Raw genomic sequence first — 18,344 nt, forward strand, 5'->3', positions numbered from 1 at the left:
TCGGCATGACCGCAACAGCCAAACGCGAACGCCTGTCGTTTCTCGACCGCTATCTCACCCTGTGGATATTCCTTGCGATGGCGCTTGGCGTCCTTCTGGGGACCTTGTTCAAAGGCCTTCCGCGCGCCATCGACGCATTGTCGATAGGTACGACCAACATCCCGATCGCGATCGGGCTCATTTTGATGATGTATCCGCCGCTGGCCCGGGTCCGTTACGACGAGCTGCCGCGGGTATTCGAGGACCGACGCGTCCTGGCGATATCGCTTGTTCAGAACTGGGTTATCGGCCCCGTGCTCATGTTCGCACTCGCGGTCCTGTTTTTGTCCGACAAGCCGGAATATATGACCGGTCTCATCCTGATCGGCCTCGCGCGCTGCATCGCGATGGTGATCGTGTGGAACCAGCTCGCCAGGGGCGACAATCAATATGTCGCGGCGCTCGTCGCCTTCAATTCGGTTTTCCAGATCCTGTTTTTCAGCGTCTACGCATGGCTTTTCCTCACCGTCCTGCCACCCGTGTTCGGGCTCGAAGGCAGCGTCATCGACGTAAGTTTCTGGACGATAGCGGAGGCCGTACTCATCTATCTCGGCATCCCCTTTCTCGCAGGCTTTCTGACGCGCAGATATCTGGCGCAGGCAAAGGGCGATGATTGGTACGAGACGCGCTTCCTGCCGCGGATCGCCCCGATCACTCTCGTCGCGCTTCTGTTCACGATCGTCGCAATGTTCAGCCTCAAGGGCGGAGAGATCGTGACCATCCCCGGCGACGTCGTGCATATCGCGATCCCGCTTACCATCTACTTCATCGTGCAGTTTCTCATCAGCTTCTGGATGGGCAAGCTCATCGCCGCCGATTATCCGCGCACGACCGCGGTCGCCTTTACCGCGGCGGGCAACAATTTCGAGCTGGCGATCGCGGTGGCGATCGCAGCCTTCGGGCTTGCCTCTCCTGTCGCTTTCGCGGCCGTGATCGGACCGCTCGTCGAAGTTCCGGTTCTCATCCTCCTCGTCGGCGTAGCCTTCCGCCTCGGCCGCCGCTGGTTCCCTGCCTCAACCCCTTTGGAAATCTGATCAATGCCTGCACCCACTTACGCGCGTCTGCGCCCGCTCGCCGATCCGGACCATTTCCCGGCGCTAAGCCCCGAATATCTCCATGCTCAACCTGCGCTGGGGCTGGGTCCTCTTGACCCGGCTCCGCGCATTCTCCTCCTTTATGGCTCTCTGCGCGAGCGATCCTATTCGCGCCTCGTCGTCGAAGAGACCGCCAGATTGCTCCGGCTCTTCGGGTGTGAAACGCGCATATTCGATCCATCCGACCTGCCTCTCCCCGATCAGGTCGCAGGCGACGATCATCCGGCGGTCGAGGAATTGCGCCAGCATTCCATCTGGTCCGAAGGCCAGGTCTGGTGCAGCCCCGAAAGGCATGGCCAGATCACGGGGATCATGAAGGCGCAGGTCGATCACCTTCCGCTCGCCTACAAGGGACTGCGCCCGACGCAGGGCCGCACGCTCGCCGTGATGCAGGTTTCGGCCGGGTCACAGTCCTTCAACAGCGTAAACACGCTGCGCATCCTTGGCCGCTGGATGCGGATGATCACCATTCCGAACCAGTCGAGCGTCGCCAAGGCCTATCAGGAGTTCGACGAGGCCGGGCGGATGCTGCCGTCGAGCTATTATGACCGCATCGTCGATGTGGCGGAAGAACTTGTGCGCTTCACCGTGCTCACCCGCCGCCATTCCGATCAGCTCGTCGATCGCTACTCGGAACGCAAGGAGCGGAGCGAATCGGTCGCAACTCCCGCCGAGCTTGCCGGCATTCCGGGAACGTGAAAACCTTTTAGAGGAAGACCGGTGGAGGGGACCTGCCGCACAACTTTGCTACGAAAGCAACGCGCTCCGCTGAATGATCGAACAGATGTGGGTCCGTCGACGATTGCCCCTCCCCTGTTGAGAAATGTCGAGGTGCGCCCCGATTGAGCGCCGCCGATAAGTCGCCCGGCGATCCAAACGCGACAAGCACTCCAAAGCATCCTGCCGGGGGCTTCGATTGCGGCAGCCGCTCGCCGTATTGAACGGAAGGGTACGCGCGTCACTTATCGGGGAACGGCTACAGGAACCCGCGCACCACCTTCAAAAAATTTCGATTAAATCAATGCGAGGTGGCGGAGACGGAGACCGCCGCCCCGATGACTATGGACGGCTACCGATGGCTATTTTTCCCACGATATAATAGATGGTTAACATAGGCCGTTGACTACGGAAGGCTCTTGACGGCTACCCGAAGCCATGATTCTATGTGGTAGTTCATGTGGTAGGAATATCGAAGATGCCGAAGACTGTCTCGTCGTTGACCGTAAAGCAGGTCGAAGCGTTCAAAACAGATGGCCGTTACGCGGTCGGCGGCGCCACCGGATTGTATCTTTTGATTGCGGGCGAAGGCCGGTCGTGGATTCTGCGCATAAAGGTCGGCGACCATCGGACTGACGTCGGCCTAGGTTCGTGCGAAGACGTGTCCCTCGCGGACGCTCGCGAAAAAGCCAGCGCCCTTCGAAAGCAGTTTCTTGAAACCGGCGTCGTCGTTTCGCCTAGGGCCGAACGTCGCCAAAAGGCTGAAGCGCAACGCGCCGCAAGCGCGAAGCATCGCACCTTCAAGCAATGCGCTGAAGAAACCATCGCGCTTCGAACGAAGGGGTTGAAGAATCCGAAGCATATCGCCCAATGGCGCGCGACGCTCGAAACCTACGCCTACCCGACCCTTGGCGACAAACATGTGGGCAGCATCACCGAAGATGACGTCGAAGCCGTATTGACCCCCATTTGGGACACGAAGCATGAAACGGCTAGCCGCCTTCGCGGTCGCATCGAAGCCGTCTTCGATTATGCGAAGTCGAAGAAGTTCCGCGAAGGCGACAATCCCGCCGCGCTCAAAGGCAACATGCGCGAACGCTTGGGCAAGGTGAAGCGCGCGCCGAAGCATCACGCCGCCGTAGACTACACCGACATTGGCGCGTTCGTCGCGACCCTGCGTAAACGCCCCGGCATGTCGGCGCGTGCTTTGGAGTTCGGCATTTTGACCGCCACGCGTTCCGGCGAAGTTCGCGGCGCGACTTGGGATGAAATCGACTTCGCAAAGAAGCTTTGGACGATACCGGCGGAACGGATGAAGGCAGGCAAAGAGCATCGCGTTCCATTGTCCGACCCGGCCATCGAACTGTTGAAGGCGTTGCCGCGAGTGAAGGGCGTAAACCTCGTATTCCCCGCCGAACAAGGTCGCGAAATGTCGGTCAACGTGTTTCGCCAATTGTTCGTTCGCATGGGTCGGGCGGGGCTAACGACACATGGCTTCCGTTCGACATTTCGCGATTGGGCCGGTGAGACGACGGCATACCCACGCGAGGTCATCGAACACGCCTTGGCGCACTTGCTGAAGGACAAGGCCGAAGCGGCATATGCTCGCGGCGACCTACTCGCGAAACGCACCCGGCTAATGTCGGATTGGGCAACGTACTGCGGCACGGTGCAAAAGCCGAACGCGAACGTCGTCGCTATCAAGGGGGCCGCGTGACCCGTCTCCCCATCATCGACGGCGCGACGTTCGACCCCGCGAAGGCGGGGCGTCCGTTCGACGAACGACTAGCCGCGCTCGATGATGAAGCCGCTCGCGCCGTCATCGCGAACACCTTCGCGAATAGCCGCGAAGCAGCCAAACATTTCGTCGGTCGCTACGCCGGGCGGGCTTACGAAGACGCCGATCCCGAAGCGCGTAAGGTCAAGATTCGCGACGTCGAACGTCGTATTGAAAAGCGTCGATTAGCGTTGGTTTCGACGTAGAATTATTCCCCCTGCCCGCCTTGGCTGGGCCGTGCTTCCCAATGGCTATCAACCGCTATGGGAAGCTACCGATGACTACACTTCTTCGAATGCCCGACGTGATCGCGACGACCGCGCTCGCCCGGCAAACGCTTTACCGTGACATGCGGCGAGGGCTGTTCCCCCGGCCGGTGAAGCTAGGCCGCGCGTCGGCATGGCCTAGCGACGCCGTTGACGCCGTGATAGCGGCCCGCGTGGCCGGGAAGACCGACGACGAGATACGCGCCCTTGTGGCCGACCTTCAGCGCCAGCGCGCCGTCGCGGCCTGATGCTGGTATGCCGCAATTCCTTGACGTGCCGCCGGGCGTCGTTCGCGACGTCGCCAGCTATATCTATCACGCCGCCCCCTACCCCAACGAAACCATCGCCACGGTAGCCGCCGTAGGCTTCGTCGCAGCAATTGTCGGCCGCTCGCACAATGTCAGCGGAACCGGCTTGAACCAGTATCTATTGACGGTCGCGCCGACGGGCACCGGCAAAGAGCAAGGGCCGGATGGCATCGGACGTTTGCTCGCACCCTTGGAAGCGGCGTTTCCAGCATTAAGCGAGATACGCGGCCCCGGCGAAATCGTATCGGCGCCCGGTCTTCACAAGGCGCTCGCGATCCGTCGCAACCCGTCCATGCTTTGCATCATAGGTGAAGCAGGGTTGATGCTCGCACAACTCGCGTCGCCGAAGCGTGACACGAACAAGGCGGGCATCGAACGCTTCATGTTGCACGTCTACACAAAGAGCGGCTTTGGCGCCGTTCTTGACGACGCAGCTTACAGCGACAAGCAGAACAACCCCGGCGTCGTCAATTCGCCCGCGCTAAGCATCGTCGGCGATACCACGCCCGAAACGTTCTATTCCGCGCTCGACCGTCGCATGATTCTATCGGGGCTGTTGCCCCGTTTCACCATATTCGAAACGACGGCACCGCGACCCTATCAGAACAAAGATCGCGTCTTCGCCCCCTGCCCACATTTGATCGAACGCTTGAAACGCCTGTCGCAAATCGCGCTCGAACTTCAGGGGTCGAAGCGGGTTTGCGAAGTCGGCATGACCGAAGACGCCGCCGTTACCTTCGATCAATTCGAACATTGGACGACCGACAAGGTCAATGACGCGGCGAACGAACTGACACGTCACCTATGGACGCGCGTCTATCTGAAGGCTTTGAAGCTGGCAGCGTTGAACGCGGTCGGCGTCGATCCCCTCTCCCCTCGCATTACCTACGCCGAAAGCATGTGGGCAACGAACGTCATTGTCGATCAAACCAACGCGCTGATAGCGAAGTTCGACAGCGGCGAAATCGGCGAAGCCGCTGGCAACGAACTGCTTCAGCAAGATCGCGTTCGCATGGTCATGCGTGAATGCGCGCAACGCCCGTTCGATGAAATCAAAGGCCAGTTTGGCGGCACCCCGGAAATGCACGGCTACGGCCTCGTCACGCATCAATATCTTCAGCGCCGTCTATTGAACCTACCGCTATTCAAAGACGACCCGATCAAAGCCACGCCCGCGCTGAAGCGGACAATCCAAAGCCTTTGCGACAACGCTGAAATAGAAGTTTTGAGCGGCCCGAAGGCGAAGACCACATTCGGTCACGGCTTCCTGTCGTATCGCTTCGCCGAATACAATCCGAACAACGAGGTCGAGCGAGCGAAGAATGCCGTCTTCTTCGTCCCCAACGTCGGCGGTGTGTTGCAGGGGAATATGAAGTGACCCTGCTCCATATGAACGGGAAAGCCGCAGAAAACTGCCAAATACTGAAATATGAAAATATGAAGCGAAGGGGACAAAGCGTCCTAGATCAATGGTCGAACAGCTACCCGTTCATATCTTCATATATTCATATATCTTCATTTTATGACGTAATTGCATGGCTTTGCCATCATTCGGCGCTTCATAGATTTTGCATAGCGATCATATCGCGCTGCGGCGTCGTCGCCCGGCGGCTTAGTCGCAGATCGCGACGAGTGACGGAGTATTTATCCGTCATGTCGCAGCCATTTCGAAGCGTCACCGATGATGACGCCACGACTTACCACATAGATTCCCACATAAGGTCGAAAGGACCGTCGCAATGAATGCGCAAAAATGGTCGCCGCCGCCGACGCTGCAAAACTTCCTGCCGGTCGTCAACGTGATCGACGGAGCAACGAAGGCCGTAGCGCAGATGACGTTCGCATATGGACTGTTCATCGCAGCCAGAGAACTTCGCATCAACGAACCATTGCAGCGTGTCGTACTTCAGGCCGCGCGAACGACCGTGCTCATGTTGAAGCACGTCGCCGAACGCGGCTGGGACGAAAAGGGCTTTCCCGTCAGTTGGTCGGAAGCGGACTACGAAGCCATCGCGGACCAAATGGCGAAGGCATTCCCACGCGACAAGGCAGTCGCCGTCGTTGTGGAAGGCCACTTAGAGCGCGAACGCGAGCGCGTATTTTTCGACACGTCTTTGACGCACGGCGACGAACACTTCGCTATCTTTCGCGCAACATTTCCGCAAGACTGCCTATTCAGCAACGAAGAATACGTCGAACCGCCAATTTCAACAATAGGTAGATCGCTAGACTATATTGAAGACATGATGAAGATTAAGCAAGGAAAACTATTCATTATGCTTAGACGAGAACTATATATACTTTTTCGTGTCTATACTGTAGTTATTGCGCCCTAGTCGGATGATGAGAGGCGCTAAGCCGCAGTTTTATGCAGGATCGAGATACCGCAACCCAAGGCGACGCGCCGACGTCGGCATCTACCCCCCGCAAGAAGGCGTTCAGGGCAAAGCTGACGACGACGCGGGAAGTTGCCGCTCAAGCCGCCCGGCTGTTCAGGGAAGCGCGCGCCGGGCTGATCGACGTTCAGGACGCGAGCCGCCTCGCGAACATTCTCGCGATTGTGGGCAGACTGTTGAGCGACGCCGAAATCGAAACCTTGAACGCTCGCATCGACGCATTGGAAGCGCGGTCGTGACATGCGGACAAGTCTCGCCCGTCGCATCGCCCGACTTGAAAACGGTAGCGCCGCAGCCGTGCCGAATGTCGTCGAAGTGGCGCACGGCGAAACTGACGAAGACGCCATCGGACGCTTCATCGCGCGGCACGGCGCGGCGCCGAAATCTTGCATCGTCGTCCCAATGCGCGTCGCGGCCGAACACGCCGACGAACGCGAAGCCGCATGGGCGGCAATGCAACGAAGGCTGATCGCGGACGCCCGCGACAGACGATTGAAGGAAAGGAACGAAAATGAATACGACCCCCGGTTTCACTCCGGTTCAAACGGCAAAAGCCGTCGAATTTTGTCAACAGCTTCGGCTACCGACGCAACGCTTGCCGATGCTTGGCGACCCCGCCAGCTTCGAAAATGACAACGTCGTCTACAACGCAATCAAGGAAGTTCACACGACCGCCGAAAGCAGCGCGGAACTGCTCGGCCGTATCTCGCAAGATTTGACGGTGACGGAGCCGGTGCGACACGAAAAGGCCGCGAAGGTCGCGAATAAGCTGGCGGCGACCGCCGAAGCGACACAACGCACGTTGGAAGCGCGGGCGAAGGAACTCGTCAGTTCGAGCGGCGAAATTATGGGAACGCGTTTCGTCGCTGATCCCGCCCGCAACGCGATCTACACCCGCGCCCTCGACTGGATTGCTCGCGAAGCGAAAAACGGGGACGGCGGCTACACCAATATTCGCGAAGCCATCTTGGACGATCCCGACTTCGCGCTGACGATGTATAATCATTCGTGGCGCCTGTTGGGCCTTCCCGAAGACGTCGTCTTGGATTTCAAAGAGAAAATCGTCGCGAAGTTTGCGCCGGAATCGCTCGAATATATCGAGACGTCCGTAAAGCTGAACAGGATCGCGAAACGCTATCCCGGCTTCATCGCCAACGTCCATGCGTCGTTCTATTCGCCGATTGAAATCGCGAAGCTTCAGACCCGCGTCGAAGTATGACCGTCGCATCGTCACGCCTTGCCCGGCTAGCCGCATGGTTGGACGTGTCGAGCGCCAGCCAGCCTAGTCCGATGGGGGATACGATGGTCGTCGGTCGTTATGCCGAAATCCTGCCTTGGGACTTCGACGAAGCGCCGACCGAAGACTTCGCCGAACACGCGTTGCCGCTGTTCGTACCCTATGCCCAAGCGGCTGGCGTAGCGTTACCCGAAGCGGCCGACCTTAGCGCGCCGCCGGGGCAGCAACGGGCGTTCTTCAGATTGCACCATTTGCTGTTCCGCATGGAAGACGCCGCGCTCGCGCTACCGTGGCGCGGGAAGGCCCAGGGCGATCAATTGCCCCTATGCGCGGTCATCGGCCTGACGGACCCCGCGCAACCCATTGCCGACGCCGTCAGCGCGTCAGGGGCCGGTGCGATCGATCTAGACGTCATCCCGCTGCTCGCGGCCCCACTGTGGGAATTGGCGCCCAAAGAGCGCGACGAAATCGCCGGTCGGCTTCCCTTCGTACCGCCCGGCTAGTTGGGGGCGCGTTCCCTTTTCCTTCCGCACCCCCGACTGCCCCGGCCACGTTATGCCATGCGTGGTCGGGGCCTTTATTCCTTGATAAAGTTTTCGTCGTAATTCTCTCGCTACCGTCGCGATATGTATCGGAGAACGAAGTGCTGAAGTGGTGGGCGAACGCGTCGGGCTTAGCACGTATCGGCGTCGCATGGGTTGGGCTTTCCATGTCATCCTTTGCCGCAATCTTTTTGCTAAGCTTGGCTGGCATCGACGTGGGCGAATATCTGCCTTCACAACCACGTTCTACCTTTTCGCGAAAGGCGTGCTTGGAACGAGAACAAACGTATTATCTCGACAGAAATCCAGATATGCTCGAACTGGACGACGACTTGCGCGACCGCGTCGCATGGAAATGCGCGCGTGAAGAAGTGGACGCATTATACGGGCGAACATAAACGCGTACATTAGCCGAATGGCAACTTCTTCGTGGCTAATTGAGTCCACGGAGAACGAAAATGAACTTTGAAGTGAGCGAACGAATTGCAACTGACAAGTCGGAGAGTGAAATCCTCGACCATGCCTTCATTCAATTCAAGAAGGTGTCGGACAGCGCAAAAATGAAGGGCGACGAAATCGTCGCCAAGTCCATTGAAGCCACGTTCGGCTCTATAAATCGCGCCGACACGACGGTCGTTTCGGCTCGCCGGATCGACGACGGAATTTTGGTCGTTGCCGACGTCCACTATCGCCCATCCTTCGCATTTTGGATTCTCCTGATACTGTTGGCATTCACATGGATTGGCTGGATTCTACCAATCGTGTTTTACCTCGCGCACAAGTCCACAGTCCGTAAGGCGGTCGAATCCTGCCTACAGCGCGTGAACAATGAATGCAGTCGCTCCCAACGTCAGACCTTCGCCGCACCGGCCGAGGCCCAACCGTCGGCGATGGATGAACTCGCGAAGCTTGCGGAACTCAAAGAGCGAGGCTTCGTCACTGACGAAGAATTTGCAGCAAAAAAACTTCAACTTCTACGAGCACGATAATGGCGAAACAGGAAAGTTTAGCGAGGAATGTAACCTGCTCGTGCGGCGCGTCGGGTAAGGCGACGTGGACAGAGAACGAAAACCCGGCTCATGCAAACTGGCAGACGGGCGCGAGCGCCCCCAATGTCAGCGGCCCTTTTGAAGCTATCGACGAAGCGCCGGGCGAAGCCGCGCGTTTCCGTTGCAACTCTTGCGGCGAACTTGCCGAGTTAGGTCGCGTTCAACTGGTTCGCGACTAACCCTAGGGCCACCATCGGCGTCGAATCGTCAGAGAATCGCAACAACCGCAAGCGGTTGAAGAAAACGACGAAAAACCGTCGGCCAGCAAAATCCGCATGTGGTAGGTAATGAGGTAGCTGGCGCCGCAGCGCGGATAAGCTACTGAAAAATAAGGAAATGTGGCGGAGACGGAGGGATTCGAACCCTCGGTACCGGATTTACCAGTACGACGGTTTAGCAAACCGTTGGTTTCAGCCACTCACCCACGTCTCCGCATGGCCTGTCGGGCTAACGACAGTCTGGCCTAGGCGGGTCGCTATAGCCATGCACTTCGCGGCTCGCAACGGCAAAGATTGTACATTTTTCGTAGGACCGCGCGCATTTTGTCGTGCAGATGATTCGGCTCGGCGCAAATTCGACTCGGGTCATCGCCCGTTCATTGCCCGACCGCCAAAGCGGGTCATGGTAAAAAGAGATTTCACCTCGGCGGCGCGCTTCGACTTTTGGGGGTCCAATATGCGGAAAATGTTCACCAGCCTCGCCTTTTCGGGCTTGGCATCGATCGGCCTTGCGCTGACGCCACTACCGGCGGCCGCACAGATGCGCGAGATCGACCCTAGCAACATGCAGATCGATTCCGATCTCGACAATCCCTCACCACCGGCGACGTCGAGCGAGCCGACGACCAGCGATTCTTACGACAGCGACCTCGCGACCGGCGATCAGCAAACGAGCGAAGTCCCGGTCGATGGGACGACGGCGGGCGCCGATACCCCCGTCGACATCACCGCCACCGACGTTTCCCCCGACGATGGCTCGACCTACAAGAAGGACGACCTGATCGGCGCGGCCGAAGGCATTTTCGGCAAAGGCGCGCAAGGTCTGGCGGGGTTGATCGAAGATATACTGAAAAAGCAGGGCGAACCCAATGCCTATATCGTCGGCCGTGAAGCCGGCGGCGCACTGGTACTGGGCGTCCGCTATGGTTCGGGTACGCTCCATCACAAGATCGAGGGCGAGTTGCCGGCCTATTGGACCGGCCCGTCGGTCGGGTTCGACGCCGGCGCAAATGCCGGGAACACCTTCGTCCTTGTCTACAATCTCTTCGACAGCGAAGACCTGTACAAGCGCTATCCCGCGGGCGAAGGCGCCGCCTATCTCGTCGGCGGTTTCAACGCGAGCTATCTGCGTCGCGGCGACGTCGTCCTGATCCCCATCCGCGTCGGCGTCGGCGCGCGTCTTGGCGCCAATGTCGGTTATATGAAGTTCCGCAAGAAGCAGAACTGGGTACCCTTTTAAGATCAACCGTTTTGCCACGGGGGCGACGGCCCGCGCTTCGGCGCGGGCTTTTTCTTTGGGCGCGACGAACCGGGCCCCGCATCGGTCGTATGCAATCCGTTGTTACCGAGCGTTAATCCTATCCAAATAGGATCGGGGAATGGAACGATCGGATCCCCACACCCCGATCGAGCCGCGGTCGCGCTTGCAGATTTTCCCAAGCCCCGCGACTCTGCCGTTGCCGGTGTATCGCGACTTCGTCGCCATGCTGTTCGGCATGTGGCTCCCGATATTCGGGCTTGGTATCGTGTTCGTCGCGATATGCCTTCTTGTCGGCCGCGCGCTCGACAACGGCTTCATCCTCCTTCTCGCGGCACTCGGCGCTTTGACCACGGCCCTGCGCCTCACCACCCTTCGTGCCTATTGTCGCTCGGCTCCAGTCGCCGATTTCGCGAATCTGAAGCGCTGGGAGCGGCGTTATGCGGTCGGCAATTATGTGTCGGCTGCGCTTATCGCGCTTCTCAACGTCGATACGATCACCGCCCACGCCCCCCTGCTGCACCTGATTACGGTCAGCCTCGTCTTCAGCTTCGGCGCCGGGATCGTCTCGCGCACCTCGGTCCGTCCGGCGATTTGCGTTATCAGCCTGTTGATCGCAACGCTGCCGACGATTGCGGCCTTGGGCTGGCACGCCCTCGAACCGCATCCCATCCCGCTGCATGCGGAACTGTTCGGGATCGAGGCGCTGATCGTCGCGATGATCACCGCGCTGAGCCTCCAGACCGTCGCCCACCTTTACCGCACCTCGGTCGAACACCACACGGCGCGGCATGATATGGCAAAGCTCGCGCGCACCGATGCCCTGACCGGCCTGTCGAACCGGCTGCTGCTCCGCGAACTGTTCCAGCACCACACCGCGGCCGCCATGCGTATGAAAAACCAGGTGGCGTTGCACTTTCTCGATCTCGACGGTTTCAAAGCCGTCAACGACCGCTTTGGCCACCCGGCAGGCGACGCCCTACTGGAACAGGTCGCGCGGCGGCTCGAAGACATGGTCCGCAGCGACGATGTCGTCTCGCGGCTGGGCGGCGACGAATTCATCGTGCTGCAGGTCGGCTTGCGGGCCGATAGTGAAGCAGAGTTGCTTGCGCGCCGGTTTATCCGCGAAATCGGCAAACCCTATGTCGTCGACGGGATATCGATGTCGATATCGGTCAGCGTCGGAATCGCTACTGCGCCGAGGCTGGGTATCGAACTGGAACGGCTTCTCGCTTGTGCCGACGCCGCGCTATATCGCGCCAAGGCCGGGGGCAAAGCGCGCGCGATCTTCTGTATCGAGGCCGACGCCGCGGCGGCCGACCTCGCGGCATAAACTGTCCGGCCCTAACGCCTCGCTCGCCCTAATCGCTGTCGAATGCGATCAGCGTTCAAGTCCAGTCCCGTCGCCCTTTTCAGGCCGATGGGCGATCATGTCGTCATGATCGCCCAGCCCTTCTTTTCTCAATGCTTCTTGTCGGCCCAGATGTTCCGGTACGACAAATAGGTCAGCACGGTGAAAATCAGCAGAAAGCCGAAGACCGCATAACCCACCATGATGCGCTTGATCAGCTTCGGTTCGGCAGTCCAGACGAGGAACGCGGTGACGTCCTTCGACATCTGGTCGACCGTCGCCTTGGTGCCGTCGGCATAAGTGACCTGACCTTCGGTAAGCGGCGGCGCCATCGCAAGGTTGAGGTTCGCGAAATAGGGGTTGTAGTGCAGCCCCGTTCCCGGCTTCAGCTCGGCCGGCAGGTTTGCCGGCGGGTTCTGGAACCCGGTCAGCAGCGAATAGACATAGTCCTTGCCGCCTTCGCGCGCCTTGGTGATCAGCGACAGGTCGGGCGGCAGCGCATTGTTGTTCGCGGCGCGCGCAGCTGTTTCGTTGGCGTAGGGCGACGGGAAATAATCCGACGGCAGGCCGTCACGCGTCGCGGGCTCACCCGTGTCGGGGTTGATCGACGGGACCTGGAAACCCTTGGCGAAGGTTTTGATCTGGCCTTCGGTGTAGCCGAGGTCCTTGATGTCGCGGAACGCGACATGGTGCAGGCTGTGGCAGGCCGAGCAGACTTCCTTGTACACCTGCATCCCGCGCTGCAGCTGCGCCTGATCCCAGTGCGGCAGCAAAATGCCGTCGCTGGCCAGCTTCAGATGCTTTGGATGTTTGTGAAACTCGTGCGCGACATTGGGTTCATTGCTGAGCGGCGTCGTGAGGATCGCGAGCACCAGCGCGGTAATGAAACCGAGACCGACGAGAAAACCGAGCGGACGAACCATGGCTGTATCAGCTCCTATTAAAGTCCGGCGCTCAGGCCGTTGCCGAAGCCGACGACGCGTCGGTGGCGTGTTTGGCGAGGACCGCTTCGGTGATCGAATTCGGCATCGGAAGCGGGCGTTCGATCCGCGACACGATCGGCAGGATCACCAGGAAGTGAGCGAAATAATAGATCGCGCCCAGCTGGCTCAGGATCACCCACGGCTGTTCGGCGGGCTGCATACCGCACAAGCCGAGGAGCAGCACGTCGAAGACGAGGATCCAGAAGAAGATGCGGTACAGCGGGCGATAGTTCGACGACTTGATCGGCGAGCTGTCGAGCCAGGGCAGGAAGAACAGCAGCGCGATCGACGCGAACATCGCGATGACGCCCCACAGCTTTGCGTCGATCCACAGGAAATTGAAGGTGAAGGCCTTCAAAATCGCGTAGAACGGCAGGAAATACCATTCGGGAACGATATGCGCCGGGGTCGAAAGCGAATTCGCCGGGATATAATTGTCGGCGTGACCGAGCGTGTTCGGGCTGAAGAAGGTCAGCGCGACGAAGACCAGCAGGAAAACGCCGACGCCGAAACCGTCCTTCGCGGTGTAATAGGGGTGGAACGGGACGGTGTCCTGTTCGTCCTTCACCTCGATGCCGGTGGGGTTCGACGAACCCGGGATGTGCAGTGCCCAGATGTGCAGGATGATGACACCCAGGATCACGAATGGCAGCAGATAATGCAGCGAGAAGAAGCGGTTGAGCGTGGCATTGTCGGGGACGAAGCCGCCGAGCAGCCATTCGCGCACCGGCTCGCCGACGACGGGTATCGCCGAGAAGAAGCCGGTGATCACCTGCGCGCCCCAGAAGCTCATCTGGCCCCACGGCAGCACATAGCCCATAAAGGCGGTCGCCATCATGAGGAGGAAGATCACGACACCGAGCAGCCACACCATTTCGCGCGGCGCCTTGTACGAACCGTAATAAAGGCCGCGGAAGATGTGCAGGTAAACCACGATGAAGAACATGCTCGCGCCGTTCATATGCGCGTAGCGGATGAACCAGCCGGCGTTCACGTCGCGCATGATATGCTCGACCGAGTTGAACGCGACGCCGGCATTCGCCGCATAGTGCATCGCGAGCACGATACCGGTGATGATCTGTATCATCAGCGCGGCGCCGGCGAGGACGCCGAAGTTCCAGAAATAGTTGAGGTTGCGCGGAACCGGATAGCCGGGACCGGTAGCATTGTAGACGAGGCGCGGAATCGGCAGCTTCTCGTCCATCCATTTCATCAACGGATGCTGGGGTTCATAGGGTTTGGCCCAGGGAAAGCTCATCTTATCTCGCTCCTCAGCCGATCGTCACGACGGTGTCGCTGGTGAATTCATAGGGCGGCACGACCAGATTCTTGGGTGCCGGGCCCTTACGGATGCGCGCCGCGGTGTCGTAGTGCGAACCGTGGCACGGACAGAAATAACCGCCGAAATCGCCCTTGTTCTCGCCTTCTGCGGCACCGAGCGGCACGCAGCCGAGGTGGGTGCAGACGCCAAGCGTGATCAGCCAGTTTTCCTTGCCGGGCTTGGTGCGCTGGTCGATCGTTTCGGGATCGCGCAGGTCGCCGAGCGGAACCGCCTTGGCTTCGGCAATTTCCTTGGCGACGAGGTTGCGCACGAACACCGGCTGCTTGCGCCAGCTGGTCTTGATCGCCTGCCCCGGCTGGATCGCCGAAATGTCGATTTCAGTGGTCGACAGCGCGAGCACGTCGGCCGACGGGTTCATCTGGTTGAGCAGCGGCAGCACGACCGCGACCGCACCGACACCAGCGAAACTCACTGCCGCAATATTGATGAAATCCCGGCGGCGTACGCCATCCTCGATACCGGCGTTGAGTTCAGATTCACTGGCCATTCGACTGCCCTTGCATGGGTGAACTACAAAAGTTCTCGAAGGATTGGCCGCCCTTGTTGCACGCGCACGAATGCGCACAACCCGGCGGCCCCTCCGGGAATTGCGGGCCTGATAGCCGCACAGTCCGGGCTTGCCAACAGGCAATTTCCGCAGCGCGCACCGCATCGGGCCGCCATGCCGTAACCACTCGATTCCATCGCCGGCCGCAGCTATGGGCTGATTATGGAAATCGCTATGTTTCAACCGGATATCGCGGGCAATGTCGGCACGACTTTGCGCACCGCAGCCTGTTTCGGCGTGCCGGCGCATATCATCGAACCGTGCGGTTTTCCCTTTTCCGACGGCGCGCTGAAACGCGCCGGGATGGATTATGCAACGCGGGCGAATGTGCGCCGCCACGCCGACTGGGAAGGCTTTTTCGAATGGAGCGTGGATGCCGGGCGGCGCGTTGTGCTGCTGACGACGGCGGGCGCGACGCCTCTGCCCGCCTTTGCGTTCGGACCCGCCGACATATTGCTGCTCGGCGCCGAATCTTCCGGCGCGCCGTCCCACGTTCATGACGCGGCCGCGGCGCGGGTCGCGATTCCGATGCGGCCCGGCTTTCGCTCCTTGAATGTCGCCGTCGCGGCTGGCATCGCGCTCGCCGAAGCGCTCAGGCAAACGAAAGGCTTTCCGGCATGATCTCGCTCGATCCGCAGCAACAGACGGCACGCGACTGGTTCGAATCGCTTCGCGACCGGATTTGCGCCGAATTCGAAGCGATCGAGGCCGAGGCCGGCAGCGACGCACGCTTTGCCTATACGCCATGGGATCGCGAGGCCGATGGTGTCGAACCCGGCGAAGGCGGCGGCGGCGTGCGCGGCGTGATGACGGGAAAGGTTTTCGAGAAGGTCGGGGTCAATGTTTCGACCGTCGGCGGCCAGTTCGCACCCGATTTTGCCGCATCGATCCACGGAGCCGGCGAGGATCCGAGCTTTTTCGCGACGGGAATCAGCCTGGTTGCCCATATGGCCAATCCGCATGTTCCCGCGGTGCATATGAACACGCGCTTCCTTGCGACGACAAAGCGCTGGTTCGGCGGCGGCGCCGACCTGAACCCGCCGATCCCGTACAAGGAAGACACCGACGCCTTTCACGCGCGGCTGCGCGCGGCCTGCGCACCCTTTGGTCCCGACGTCTATGAACGCTACGCCAAATGGGCCGACGATTATTTCTATATCCCGCATCGCGGGGTGCATCGCGGTGTCGGCGGAATTTTCTACGACCATCTCGAATGCGGCGACGATGCGGAGTTCGACCGCAATTTCCAGCTGACGCAATCGGTGGGCGAGGCCTTTCTCGACATTTTCCCCCAGATCGTGCGCCGCCGCATGGGCCTGTCCTTCACCGAAGCCGAGCGCGAGGAACAGCTGGTATGGCGCGGTCGCTATGCCGAGTTCAACCTCGTCTACGATCGCGGCACATTGTTCGGGCTCAAGACCGGCGGCAATATCGACGCGATCCTGATGAGCCTGCCGCCGCTGGCGAAATGGAGCTGACGCAGCAAAAAGGGCGCCCCCGACAGCAAGGGCGCCCTGATTGACGTGATCGGCGAACCGATCAGGCGAAAACGTCGGCCTTGCTACCTTCGCCCAGCGCCCGATAGATGCCGGCCGGTACCCCGACCTGAAGATAGGCCATTGGAATACTCAGCAGCAGCGCACCGATGAGGATCGCCACAATCGAACCGCCGCCGGGCATACCGCCGCCCGCGAACATCGACACGCCGACGATCATCCCGAGGATCAGAAACACGACGAAAAGCGCGATGCCGAGCAGGATGAAATAGCCGAAAATCTTCCATTGCGATGCGGCGGTCATTTTCCACGATTCGCCGAGCCCCGTCAGGACGTTGAACGTCCGCCGGTCCGCCATCACCGGTCCGGTGCAGCAGAAGCGCGCGGCGAGCCAGATCAGGAACAGGAAGAACAACAGCATGAGCAGCAGCATGATCGCACTGGTTCCCGCCCCCGGTGCACCACCGCCCATCGCCAGCGGCGCCAGCGCGCTGCCGAAGACGACGAAGCCGATCAGGACGAGCACCAATATGACCGCGATCATCAGCAGCAGCGTCGGGAGCGCGGCGACAAAGCCGAAGCCGAGCGCCGAGCCCAAAGGTTCGCTGCCGTTGGAGAGCCCCATGCGCCACGACGCAAAATAGCTCCCCGTCTGAAGAACATAATTGATCAGGCTGGTAAGGATGGCGAGCCCGCCCATCGCCGCCATGCCGCCGGCCGCGAGGCTCATCGGATCCGCCATCATCGCGCCGCCACCCAGCGCAAACTGAATAACGAGCGGTACGACGATGCCGACGCCGATGAGGGCGATGGCGTGATTGGCGCCCTGCCCCGCGAAAAAGCTGGTCGCATAGGACCAGGCTTGGCCGATACTAAACCGATTCATTCCTTTTCTCCCCCTGAACGATGCTATCGATATGCGACCCGGATCATGCGAACACCCCGCCCTCGGCTCGAATGGTCAACTGGCGATAGATCGAAGCGATCACTGCGGTGTTGAGCAGTCCGAATGCCGCCGACACCGCCGAGTTGATCGCACTGCCGATCAGGTGTCCGAACGAGCCCTGCGTGCCGAACACGCTCGTGATGCCGCCGGTGATTGCCGAAACGACGAGCAGGACGACCATGAACAGGATGACGAACAGCGCGATCCGCCAGCCATTGCCCTGCGTGAGCTGCCAGCTGCCGTGCAACGCCGCGACCGGGCTCTTGAGTTCGCGGTCGGCGAGCAACGGATAGACCGCCGCAAATCGGCCGATAAGATAGATCATCGGAATAATCAGCAGCAGAAAGGCCAGACCGAAAAGGATCGACTGGATCACGAATATCCCGATCAAGGTCGGGATCATCACCATCGCGAAGGTCAGCGCTTCCCCCACGCTGGTACCGGCGCGGGCCAGCCACAATCGCAAAATCGCCACCGAACCGAGGGTCGAAGCGACCGCCACGAACAGCAACCATGGCAACTGCTGGCGCATATCGGCGATCAGCAACGTCAAGAGTTGGTCGGGCGTGGTGTCGTTGGGCGGTGTCAAGGGAACGGGGCCAAGCAGCGCCAGCGCCATTCCGGGCAAAAAGAGAAAAATACCCGCAAGGATGCTGGTCAGGGGCAGATGCGCCTTCACGAGCGCCATCGCATCGTCCCACGCCGCACCCATATCGAATTTTGCCATTGATACCCCGTCACTTTTTCATTTACCGGTCGGGATGAAAGTGACGATCTT

The 18,344-nt window shown here is 60.0% G+C and carries 21 protein-coding genes and 1 tRNA gene; 16 read left to right on the forward strand and 6 right to left on the reverse strand.

Going from position 1 to position 18,344, the window contains the following annotated elements:
• Window positions 1-5 precede the first annotated feature (5 nt).
• The 12 genes from arsB to HDC35_RS01705 all read left to right on the forward strand — a co-directional run bounded on the left by arsB (window position 6) and on the right by HDC35_RS01705 (window position 9,365).
• Window positions 6-1,073, forward strand: a complete 1,068-nt coding sequence (gene arsB, locus HDC35_RS01650; protein WP_184643116.1) for an ACR3 family arsenite efflux transporter — start codon at window positions 6-8, stop codon at window positions 1,071-1,073.
• Between the two features lie 3 nt (window positions 1,074-1,076).
• Entirely contained in the window at window positions 1,077-1,832 is a 756-nt protein-coding gene (gene arsH / locus HDC35_RS01655; protein ID WP_184643117.1) for an arsenical resistance protein ArsH, read from the forward strand.
• Between the two features lie 496 nt (window positions 1,833-2,328).
• Window positions 2,329-3,567, forward strand: coding sequence for a site-specific integrase (locus HDC35_RS01660; RefSeq protein ID WP_184643118.1), 1,239 nt, complete (start codon window positions 2,329-2,331; stop codon window positions 3,565-3,567).
• Window positions 3,564-3,833 (forward strand): hypothetical protein, encoded by a 270-nt coding sequence (locus HDC35_RS01665; protein WP_184643119.1) that lies wholly within the window; start codon window positions 3,564-3,566, stop codon window positions 3,831-3,833. The genes HDC35_RS01660 and HDC35_RS01665 overlap by 4 nt, the downstream gene beginning before the upstream one ends.
• A 71-nt stretch (window positions 3,834-3,904) precedes the next feature.
• Window positions 3,905-4,141 (forward strand): AlpA family transcriptional regulator, encoded by a 237-nt coding sequence (locus HDC35_RS01670; protein WP_184643120.1) that lies wholly within the window; start codon window positions 3,905-3,907, stop codon window positions 4,139-4,141.
• Complete coding sequence (locus HDC35_RS01675) at window positions 4,101-5,579, forward strand: hypothetical protein (RefSeq protein ID WP_184643121.1); 1,479 nt, start codon at window positions 4,101-4,103, stop codon at window positions 5,577-5,579. Before HDC35_RS01670 ends, HDC35_RS01675 begins: the two co-directional genes overlap by 41 nt.
• 361 nt (window positions 5,580-5,940) lie before the next feature.
• On the forward strand, window positions 5,941-6,537 hold the full coding sequence (locus tag HDC35_RS01680) for a hypothetical protein (RefSeq protein WP_184643122.1): 597 nt from the start codon (window positions 5,941-5,943) through the stop codon (window positions 6,535-6,537).
• Window positions 6,538-6,569: 32 nt separating this feature from the next.
• A complete protein-coding gene (locus HDC35_RS01685; protein WP_184643123.1) occupies window positions 6,570-6,836 on the forward strand; it encodes a hypothetical protein in 267 nt (88 codons plus the stop codon).
• 272 nt (window positions 6,837-7,108) lie between these two features.
• A complete protein-coding gene (locus tag HDC35_RS01690) occupies window positions 7,109-7,816 on the forward strand; it encodes a hypothetical protein (RefSeq protein ID WP_184643124.1) in 708 nt (235 codons plus the stop codon).
• An 83-nt stretch (window positions 7,817-7,899) separates the two neighbouring features.
• The gene (locus tag HDC35_RS01695; RefSeq protein ID WP_184643125.1) at window positions 7,900-8,337 is read left to right on the forward strand and encodes a hypothetical protein; all 438 of its coding nucleotides are present in this window, start codon (window positions 7,900-7,902) and stop codon (window positions 8,335-8,337) included.
• A 140-nt stretch (window positions 8,338-8,477) separates the two neighbouring features.
• Window positions 8,478-8,774: a hypothetical protein gene (locus tag HDC35_RS01700; protein ID WP_184643126.1), complete on the forward strand. Its 297-nt coding sequence runs from the start codon at window positions 8,478-8,480 to the stop codon at window positions 8,772-8,774.
• A 60-nt stretch (window positions 8,775-8,834) separates the two neighbouring features.
• Window positions 8,835-9,365, forward strand: a complete 531-nt coding sequence (locus HDC35_RS01705) for an SHOCT domain-containing protein (protein WP_184643127.1) — start codon at window positions 8,835-8,837, stop codon at window positions 9,363-9,365.
• Window positions 9,366-9,764: 399 nt separating this feature from the next.
• On the opposite strand, the gene HDC35_RS01710 is transcribed toward HDC35_RS01705, so the two are convergent.
• Window positions 9,765-9,857, reverse strand: a tRNA-Ser gene (locus HDC35_RS01710).
• Between the two features lie 243 nt (window positions 9,858-10,100).
• Here HDC35_RS01710 and HDC35_RS01715 point away from each other — a divergent pair.
• Complete coding sequence (locus HDC35_RS01715) at window positions 10,101-10,883, forward strand: DUF1134 domain-containing protein (protein ID WP_184643128.1); 783 nt, start codon at window positions 10,101-10,103, stop codon at window positions 10,881-10,883.
• A 139-nt stretch (window positions 10,884-11,022) separates the two neighbouring features.
• The gene (locus tag HDC35_RS01720; protein WP_260397426.1) at window positions 11,023-12,234 is read left to right on the forward strand and encodes a GGDEF domain-containing protein; all 1,212 of its coding nucleotides are present in this window, start codon (window positions 11,023-11,025) and stop codon (window positions 12,232-12,234) included.
• Window positions 12,235-12,362: 128 nt separating this feature from the next.
• Here the strand turns inward: HDC35_RS01720 and HDC35_RS01725 are convergent, their stop codons facing one another.
• Genes HDC35_RS01725 through petA form a run of 3 tightly spaced genes read right to left on the reverse strand, consistent with a single transcriptional unit; the run spans window position 12,363 to window position 15,064 of the window.
• Window positions 12,363-13,175 carry a cytochrome c1 gene (locus HDC35_RS01725; RefSeq protein WP_184643129.1) on the reverse strand — a complete coding sequence of 271 codons (813 nt, stop codon included), beginning with the start codon at window positions 13,173-13,175 and terminating at the stop codon, window positions 12,363-12,365.
• Between the two features lie 31 nt (window positions 13,176-13,206).
• Window positions 13,207-14,493 carry a cytochrome b/b6 gene (locus HDC35_RS01730; RefSeq protein ID WP_184643130.1) on the reverse strand — a complete coding sequence of 429 codons (1,287 nt, stop codon included), beginning with the start codon at window positions 14,491-14,493 and terminating at the stop codon, window positions 13,207-13,209.
• A gap of 13 nt (window positions 14,494-14,506) precedes the next feature.
• Window positions 14,507-15,064: a ubiquinol-cytochrome c reductase iron-sulfur subunit gene (petA, locus tag HDC35_RS01735; protein ID WP_058803594.1), complete on the reverse strand. Its 558-nt coding sequence runs from the start codon at window positions 15,062-15,064 to the stop codon at window positions 14,507-14,509.
• 222 nt (window positions 15,065-15,286) lie between these two features.
• On the opposite strand from petA, the gene HDC35_RS01740 reads away from it, so the two are divergent.
• Window positions 15,287-15,745, forward strand: a complete 459-nt coding sequence (locus HDC35_RS01740) for a tRNA (cytidine(34)-2'-O)-methyltransferase (protein WP_184643131.1) — start codon at window positions 15,287-15,289, stop codon at window positions 15,743-15,745.
• On the forward strand, window positions 15,742-16,602 hold the full coding sequence (hemF, locus tag HDC35_RS01745; RefSeq protein ID WP_184643132.1) for an oxygen-dependent coproporphyrinogen oxidase: 861 nt from the start codon (window positions 15,742-15,744) through the stop codon (window positions 16,600-16,602). The genes HDC35_RS01740 and hemF overlap by 4 nt, the downstream gene beginning before the upstream one ends.
• 61 nt (window positions 16,603-16,663) lie before the next feature.
• Here the strand turns inward: hemF and HDC35_RS01750 are convergent, their stop codons facing one another.
• A complete protein-coding gene (locus HDC35_RS01750) occupies window positions 16,664-17,506 on the reverse strand; it encodes a glycerophosphoryl diester phosphodiesterase membrane domain-containing protein (RefSeq protein ID WP_184643133.1) in 843 nt (280 codons plus the stop codon).
• A gap of 43 nt (window positions 17,507-17,549) precedes the next feature.
• Window positions 17,550-18,293, reverse strand: coding sequence for a hypothetical protein (locus HDC35_RS01755; RefSeq protein ID WP_184643134.1), 744 nt, complete (start codon window positions 18,291-18,293; stop codon window positions 17,550-17,552).
• Between the last annotated feature and the right edge of the window lie 51 nt (window positions 18,294-18,344).

The sequence above is a fragment of the Sphingopyxis sp. JAI128 genome (genome assembly GCF_014207235.1).
Taxonomy (GTDB): domain Bacteria; phylum Pseudomonadota; class Alphaproteobacteria; order Sphingomonadales; family Sphingomonadaceae; genus Sphingopyxis.